This window comes from Streptomyces sioyaensis, from assembly GCF_004122735.1.
In the GTDB taxonomy this organism is placed as follows: Bacteria; Actinomycetota; Actinomycetes; order Streptomycetales; family Streptomycetaceae; genus Streptomyces; species Streptomyces sioyaensis.
Map to the genome: position 1 here is coordinate 22,544 of NZ_SDIF01000082.1, position 7,790 is coordinate 30,333.

General features: G+C 72.9%; 6 protein-coding genes. 4 read left to right on the forward strand and 2 right to left on the reverse strand.

Features of this window, described 5'->3' with window-relative positions:
* Positions 1-158: 158 nt before the first annotated feature.
* Together EST54_RS23975 and EST54_RS23980 are read left to right on the forward strand one after the other, a co-directional pair.
* A complete protein-coding gene (locus tag EST54_RS23975) occupies positions 159-2,693 on the forward strand; it encodes a SpoIIE family protein phosphatase (protein ID WP_129249795.1) in 2,535 nt (844 codons plus the stop codon).
* 458 nt (positions 2,694-3,151) lie between these two features.
* A complete protein-coding gene (locus tag EST54_RS23980) occupies positions 3,152-4,162 on the forward strand; it encodes a lytic polysaccharide monooxygenase (RefSeq protein ID WP_129249796.1) in 1,011 nt (336 codons plus the stop codon).
* A gap of 295 nt (positions 4,163-4,457) precedes the next feature.
* Here the strand turns inward: EST54_RS23980 and EST54_RS23990 are convergent, their stop codons facing one another.
* Complete coding sequence (locus tag EST54_RS23990) at positions 4,458-4,940, reverse strand: SRPBCC family protein (protein ID WP_129249798.1); 483 nt, start codon at positions 4,938-4,940, stop codon at positions 4,458-4,460.
* Positions 4,941-5,017: 77 nt separating this feature from the next.
* On the opposite strand from EST54_RS23990, the gene EST54_RS23995 reads away from it, so the two are divergent.
* A complete protein-coding gene (locus EST54_RS23995) occupies positions 5,018-5,605 on the forward strand; it encodes a TetR/AcrR family transcriptional regulator (RefSeq protein WP_129249799.1) in 588 nt (195 codons plus the stop codon).
* Positions 5,606-5,677: 72 nt separating this feature from the next.
* On the opposite strand, the gene EST54_RS24000 is transcribed toward EST54_RS23995, so the two are convergent.
* A complete protein-coding gene (locus EST54_RS24000; protein ID WP_129249800.1) occupies positions 5,678-6,529 on the reverse strand; it encodes an esterase/lipase family protein in 852 nt (283 codons plus the stop codon).
* A 426-nt stretch (positions 6,530-6,955) separates the two neighbouring features.
* Between EST54_RS24000 and EST54_RS24005 the strand changes: the two genes are divergently transcribed.
* Positions 6,956-7,621, forward strand: a complete 666-nt coding sequence (locus EST54_RS24005; RefSeq protein WP_129249801.1) for a pyridoxamine 5'-phosphate oxidase family protein — start codon at positions 6,956-6,958, stop codon at positions 7,619-7,621.
* Positions 7,622-7,790 lie beyond the last annotated feature (169 nt).

Below are 7,790 nucleotides of genomic sequence, written 5' to 3' on the forward strand. Positions count from 1 at the left end.
GGGGGCAGGCCGTGCGGGCCGGGGCCGGCACCGGGAAGGGCACCGGCGGAGGGCACCGGCGGGGGTGAGGGAGTACCGTGGAAAACGCCGGTACCGTGCGTCCATGTCGTCCGCAAAAGGGCGTCCGTCGCAGGTGGTACCGGCATTGGACCGGTCACATGAGTGTGCCCCAGAGCAGCGGTCTCTCCGGAGGCGGCGTCTTCGACCTCACGCGGACGGCCGTGGTGATGGCGGATCGCGCAGGGGTGGCGCAGGGCTGGACCGAGGGGGCGGAGCGGCTGCTCGGCTATGCGGTGTCCGAGGCCGTCGGCAGGCCCCTGGCGGATCTCTTCACCGGGGTGGACCCCCAGTCGGCACAGGACACCAGGTGGCAGGCCCGGCTGGCGGCCGCGGACGGCTGGAGCGGGCTGGAGGCCGTACGGCACAAGGACGGGCACCGCCTCGACCTGGAATTCCGCGTGCTGCCGGTGCTGGACGCCGAACAGCGCTCCGCGCGGCTCGTGCTCGCCGCCGAGATGGCACAGACGCCCTGGTCGGGAGCGAGCCGATCGTTCCTGGACGGGATTTTGGGCATGTCGCCGATCGGTGTGGCCATGGTGAACGCCGATCTGCGCTTCGTATGGATAAACGACGCACTGGAGCGGATGGGCGGCGTCCGGCGCGAGGACCGCCTCGGCAAGCGCCTGGGGGACGTACAGCCGAGCCTGGCCGTGGAGGCCATCGAGGCCGAGATGCGCCGGGTGCTGCGTACCGGCGTCCCCTCCGTCGGCTACGAATACCTGGGGCGTCCGCAGTCCGATCCGCAGCGGGAGCACGCCTACTCCACGTCGTTCTTCCGCCTGGAGGACGGCTCCGGCCAGGTGCTCGGCGTCTGCTACATGGTCCTCGACGTCACGGACAGTTACCGGTCCCGGCAGCGGATGACGCTGCTGAACCGGGCCGGGGAACGCATCGGCAGTTCGCTGGACGTCTGGCACACCGCACAGGAGCTGTCCGATGCGGCGGTGCCCGATCTCGCCGACTTCGTCACCGTCGACCTGCTCGACGCGCTGCTCAGCGGGGAGGAGCCGAGCGCCGGCCCGGTCGACGCCACGGCGCTGTTCACCATGCGCCGGGCGGGACAGCAGTCCGTCCGCGAGGGCTGCCCGGAGGCGCTGGTCGCCGTCGGGGACCAGGCCTCCTATCCTCCGTCGGCGCCCGTGGTGCGCAGTCTCACCGAAGGCAACTCCACACTGCTGCAGACGCTCGATCTCGCCGACGGCGAGTGGGCGGCCGAGGACCCGGTGCAGGCGGCGCATCTGCGGGAGCTCGGCTTCCACTCGCTGATGGTGGTGCCGCTGCGGGCACGCGGGGTCTTCCTGGGCGCGGCCGCGTTCGCGCGCTGGCAGCACACCGGGCCGTTCCAGCCCGACGACCTGGTGCTCGCCGAGGAATTCGTCACCCGCGCCGCGATGGCCATCGACAACGCCCGCCGATACACCCGGGAGCACACCGCGGCCCTCACCCTCCAACACAGCCTGCTGCCGCGCGATCTGCCCGATCAGTGCGCGGTGGACGCGGCCTATCGCTATCTGCCGGCCGACTCGCTCAGCGGCGTCGGCGGCGACTGGTTCGACGTGATCCCGCTGTCCGGGGCCCGGGTCGCGCTGGTGGTCGGCGATGTGGTCGGCCACGGGGTGCACGCCGCGGCCACGATGGGCCGGCTGCGCGCCGCCGTACAGGCGCTCGCCGACCTGCCGCTGTCCCCGGAAGAGGTGCTGGCGCACCTCGACGACATGGTCAACCGGGTCGCCGACGACACGAACGGCGATACCGCCGACACCGCCGACACCGGAGTCGTCGGCGCCACCTGCCTGTACGCGGTCTACGACCCGGTCGCCTGCAGTTGCACGCTGGCCCGCGCCGGTCACCCCGCGCCGCTGCTGGTGAGCCCGGCCGGCACCGCCGAGTTGCTGGAGCTGCCGACCGGCCCGCCGCTGGGGCTGGGCGGGATGCCCTTCGAATCCGTCGAAGTGCCCTTGCCGGAAGGGAGTTTGCTGGCTCTCTACACCAACGGGCTGCTGATGGGGAAGGCTCTCGACCTCGACGGGGGGATCGCCCGGCTGCGCACCGCCCTGGCCGATCCGCAGGCTCCGCTGGAGAGCCTCTGCGACACCGTGGTCGGCGGTCTGCCGGGCGCCCGGCCGGTCGACGATGTGGCGCTGCTGCTGGCACGTACCCGGGCCCTGCCCCATACCCAGCTGGCCACTTGGGAGATCCCGGCCGATCCGTCAGCGGTCGGCGAGGCCCGCCGGGCGGCGTCCGCCCGACTGGCGGAGTGGGACCTGGCGGAGCTCGAATTCTCCACCGAACTGATCGTCAGCGAGCTGGTCACCAATGCCCTCCGGCACGCGTCCGGGCCGATCGGTCTGCGGATGATCCGGGCGCGGGCGCTGATCTGCGAGGTGTCCGACGCCAGCAGCACCTCGCCGCACCTCCGCCATGCGCGGACCACCGACGAGGGCGGCCGGGGGCTGTTCCTCATCGCCCGGTACGCCCAGCGGTGGGGCACCCGCTACACCGCCCAGGGAAAGATCATCTGGGCCGAACTGTCGCTCCGCGCCGCCCCCGTGAGCGCGGCGGCGAACGAACTGAGCGCACTCGCCGCCGACCTCGGCGACCCGTCCGCGTTCTCCACTGCGGACGAGCAGTGACGTGGGGGGCCGCGGCCCCCTGGAGTGGCTGGTGCACCAAGTCGTCACCGTCGCGGTACCGGGCAGAGCCCGACGCCATCGCGCGGCCTCCAGCTGAGGCGCGCGCCCCCCCCCGCAAGTCCTGAGTGCCGACTGCGGCCAACGGGCCTTGCCCTCCCCCACTTCGGGACCGGGCAAGGCCCGTTGGCCGCGGTCGCGATGCCCGTTTCCTCCCCGCCTGCCTGTGCCCCCGCTTAGCCGTGTCTTAAGCCCGCCATAAAGATCCACGGCATCGGCCTTCGGGCCGTAAATCCGCTGCTCAGCGGGGCTAACGTACTTCTCGCAAGGCGGCGTTGCGGGACGTCGGTGCCGTACACCGGGGGCGGCGCCGACGTCCGCATCCCGACCCCCCACCACTGTGCTGCCTTGCCCTCCCCCCTGCCCCGGTTGCTTGCCCACTCATGAAGGAGACCCCCACGATGACCGCTCGTCGCAAGGCCACCGGGATCGCGCTGGCCGGTGTCGCACCGCTCGCGCTCACCGTGCTCACCGCGAGTCCGGCCGCCGCGCACGGTTCGATGACGGACCCGGTCAGCCGGGTCTCGGCCTGCTACGCGGAGGGGCCGGAGAGCCCGCGGTCCGCGGCGTGCAAGGCCGCCGTGCAGATCGGCGGGACCCAGGCGCTCTACGACTGGAACGGAGTGCGGGACGGCAACGCCGGCGGCAAGTCGAGGGAGAAGATCCCGGACGGCAAGCTGTGCAGCGCCGGCAACGCCACGTACAAGGGCCTGGACCTCCCGCGCGCCGACTGGCCGTCCTCCCGCATGCGGGCCGGCCTGCACACGTTCCACTACAAGGCCACCGCTCCGCACAAGGGCTCCTTCGCGCTCTACCTCACCAAGAAGGGCTATGACCCGACCAAGCCGCTGAAGTGGTCCGACCTGGAGTCGAAGCCGTTCGCGAAGGTCACCGACCCGAAGCTGACCAACGGCGAGTACGTCTTCGACGGGACGGTGCCGGCGCGGTCCGGGCGCCATCTGATCTACAGCATCTGGCAGCGGTCGGACAGCCCGGAGGCGTTCTACACCTGCTCGGACGTCGTCTTCGGGAAGGACGGCGGCCGGGCCGCGGGCGCCACCACGAAGTCCGCGCCCACCGCCTCCGCGCCGACCGACACCCAGATCGCGGCGGGTGCCGCGAAGTCGTCGATGGACATGAGCCACCACGGCCACCAGGGTGCGGGCGCCCACACGGACACCGTGCGCGCGGCGAGCGCCGACAGCCCCGCGGTGGGCGGGGGTTCGGACGCCACCGGCAACGCCCCGCGGCCCGACGGCGGCGCCAGGCCGGCCGGCGGCCAGCGGCTGGCGGAGACCGGCGGTGACTCCTCCACCGCCCCGCTGGCCGTCACCGGCGCCGCCGTCGTGGCCCTGGGTGCCGGGGTGCTGTTCGCCACCACCCGCCGCAAGGCCGCCCGGTCCCGCGGCTGACCGGCGCCCCGGCTGCCGGGGAGCGGCGCCGCCCTCGCCCGTCAACGCGGGGGCGGCGCCGCCCGGTTGGCGTTCGGTACGAGCCGGAACGGGATTCCGTGCCGGCCCCTGAGCGCTGCCCGGCCCCGGGGGACGGGCAGTTCGCCGGCCCCGCCACCGCCTTGGAGCTGTTGCCACGCCGCACTCCCCTGTGGTGCGGCGGGTGCGCAAGCTCCCGGCTGCCGGTGGCGGAGCCGGCCCCGGCCCGCCGCAACCGGCCTCGGCCGCCGCGCCCGGCCTCAGGCGCCGCGCCGATTCAGCGGACGAGCCGGCGCAGCAGCCGGACGTAGCGGCTCCAGCGGGCGGGCCGGGCGACGGTGCCCGTGCAGGCCTCTTCGGCGCGGTCCAGGCTGTCCTCCAGGGCCGCGTCGTGGAGGGCCCGGAAGGCCAGCGGCCAGCTGAGCCGGGCCGGGCCGCGGGCGTGCATGGCGAGGGTGTGGCGCAGCAGGGTGCGGTCCGGTCCGAGCGGGTGGACGGTGTATTCGTGGAAGCCGTGGAAGCCACGCGGTCCGCTGAAGGCGAAGCGCACCCACCGGCCCGGGACGTAGGCCGCCACGGTGTAGCGGACCGGGCCGTGGCCGCCGGCCGCGCCCGGCGCCAGCGGGCCGTCGAAGCGCATCGGGGGCCAGTCGCGGCGCGGCCAGAGCCGGTCCTCGTCCCCCGACAGGCCGTCGATCAGCAGTCCGGCCTCGGCCCCGGGCACCGGCAGCAGCCGCTCGTGCACGTTGTAGACGCCCATCGCGCCCCTTCCCCGCGTGGTCCGCGTCCCCATTTCAGAGGAGCCTCTCCAATATAGTGGAGAGTACCCTCTAGAACATGGCAAGGCCACCCCGTTTCGACACCCCGCAGCTGCTCGACGCCGCCGTACGGCTGGCGGCCGAATCCGGGCCCTCGGGCGTCACCATGTCCGCAGTCGCTGCGGCCGTCGGCGCGCCCAGCGGCTCGCTCTACCACCGCTTTCCCGGCCGCTCGGCGCTGCTCGCCGAGGTGTGGCTGCGGACCGTCGAGGGCTTCCAGGAGGGCTACTTCGAGGCCCTGGAGTCGTCGGACGACCCGCGCGCCGGGGCCCGGGCCGCCGCCCGGCACATCGTGGCGTGGAGCCGTGCCCACCCGCAGGAGGCCGCGCTGCTGCTGTACGGGTCCCATGACTTCGGCCACGACGACTGGCCGGACGAGCAGCTGCTGCGGGCCGAGGACGGGAACATGCGGGTACGGGCCGCCGTGGCGGCGCTCGCGGGGGCGCTCGGGATCCACGGCCGGCCCGGCCTGGACCGGGTGACGCTCGCGGTCATCGATCTCCCGCTGTCCCTGGTACGCCGCCATCTGCGCGGCGGGTCCCCGCTGCCCGATCATGCCGAGGACCTCGCCGAGGAGTGCACCGGCGCCCTGCTGGCCGGCGACTGACCGCAGCGGGCGCACCCGGTACGGAGCCCGGCCCGGCCCCCTCGCCGACAGGGGGCCGGGCCGGGCTCCCGGTCAGCCCGACGTGCAGGTCGTCGGGGTGGCGTGGGCCGGGTCGAGCGCGTTGGCCGTCTCGTGGAAGGCGGCGCGGTCGACGAGCCCGATGGCCACATGCTCGGAGATGTCGATCGCGCACAGGTCCTGGAGCACGACGTTGTGGACGTCGGGGCCGTCGAGGAACTGGGTCCGGTAGGGCGTGACGACCTCGTCGTACCTGGTGGCGATCACGGTGTAGTGCACCCCGGGGAGGGTGTCGCCGCCCTCGTTGAGGCGGCGCAGGATGTCGGAGCCGACGATCTGGTCGGACAGCCCAGGGGTCAGCTCGTCGAGATACTTCTTGGCGCCGGGGAAGTACGGCAGCAGGCGGGTCAGGCCGTCCACATCGGTGCCGTGGTTGTCGGGGGCCAGCCCGACCAGCGCGTTCACCTTGTCCGCGCCACCGTGGAACTTCATGTACACCCGGGCCATCATGCCGCCCTGCGAGTGCCCTACGAGGTCGGCCTTCGGCGCCCCGGTGGCGGCCAGCACCCGGTCGACGTAGGCGGCGAGCTGCCCGGCGGAGGCATCGACCGGGCCCAGCCCGTAGAAGAGCGGGACGCCGGGCAGCTGGCCGTAGTCCAGGGAGAAGACGCAATAGCCGCGGGCCACCAAGTAGGGCGCGAGACCGAGCCAGTTGTCGATGGAGTTGCCGAGGGTGCCGTGGACCAGGACCACCGGCCGCGGGTGGGCGGCGGAGGGCTTGCAGGAGTAGTTGTTCCAGCCACTGCTGACGGTGGGGTCGGCGGCAGCGGCGGGAACGGTAGTGGCTCCGAAGGCCAGGGCGAGAGCGGAGAGGAAGGTGAGCGATCTTGACCAGCGCAGCTTCATACGATGCTCCTTGCGGGGGTGAGGGGACTCCGAAGTGCTCGGTGAGCCGTTCACCTGCGATCCGGATCGCAAGGGCCAACGCAGTTGACTCGCAAGTAAGTTACGGCCGGGTAAGCAGGAAGTGCCAGCGGCGTGACGGTGAAGGAACCGCCACACAATCCTCACCGGACGCCCGGGGCGCACGGCGGCCGAATCGTGCTGCATGCGGCGTGCCGCGACGGAGGCCGCTCCCGGCCCGGCGACGGGAGCGTTGCCCCGCCGCCACGCCCAACTGCCGTTCACTCAGGGATGGTTGATGTACCGCCGGGAGGCTCCGACAACACCAACGGCCCGCATAAGTACGGGAGTACACGGCCGATTGTCAGTGGCATCCCGTACATTCGGTGATGCCTTGACCAGGGGAAGCGGGAGTGAGGGGAGACACCGATGGAGACGGCGGGAGCTGCGGGAGCGGCGGGGGCTGCAGAGGGGGCCGGCGTGGTGGAGATCTCGTCGGAGGCGGAGCTGCGTGAGCTGATCGGCGAGCCCAGCTCCCATGCCGCACACAAGGTCCGGCACCGGCTGCACGAGCTCGACCGCCAGTGGCTGGCCCGCTCGCCGTTCTGCATGCTGGCCACCGCGGATGCGCAGGGCCGCTGTGACGTCTCGCCCAAGGGCGACCCCGCGGGCTTCACCCACGTCCTGGACGACACCACCCTCGCCATACCCGACCGCCCCGGCAACAGGCGCCTGGACGGCTTCGCGAACATCCTGGCCAATCCGCATGTCGGGCTGGACTACGTCCTTCCGGGGCGCGGCGACACCCTGCGGATCAACGGCCGCGCCCGGCTGCTGCGCGATGCCCCGTTCTTCGACGAGCTGATCGTCAAGGGCAACCGCCCGCGGCTGGCGCTGCTGGTGGAGGTCGAGGAGGTCTTCTACCACTGCTCCAAGGCGTTTTTGCGCTCGGAGCTGTGGAAGCCGGAGACCTGGCAGCCGGACGCGCTGCCCTCACGGGCCCGGATGGTCAAGGGCCTTGAGGCCCAGGACCTGCCCCTGGAGGCACTGGAGCAGCACTACGGCCCGCAGTACGCGGAGCGGCTGTACGGCTGAGGGGCGGGGGCGCTGCCGAGCCTGAGAGGCCGGGGCGCTGCCGAGGCTGGGAGGCCGGGGCGGCGGAGCCGGGCAGCGTCGGAGCGCCGGGGGCGGTCGGTGGCGCTGCGCGCGGAGGACCTGTGCCGCGCCGAACTCGCCGCCCGCCAGCTGACCTTCGACCCGGCAG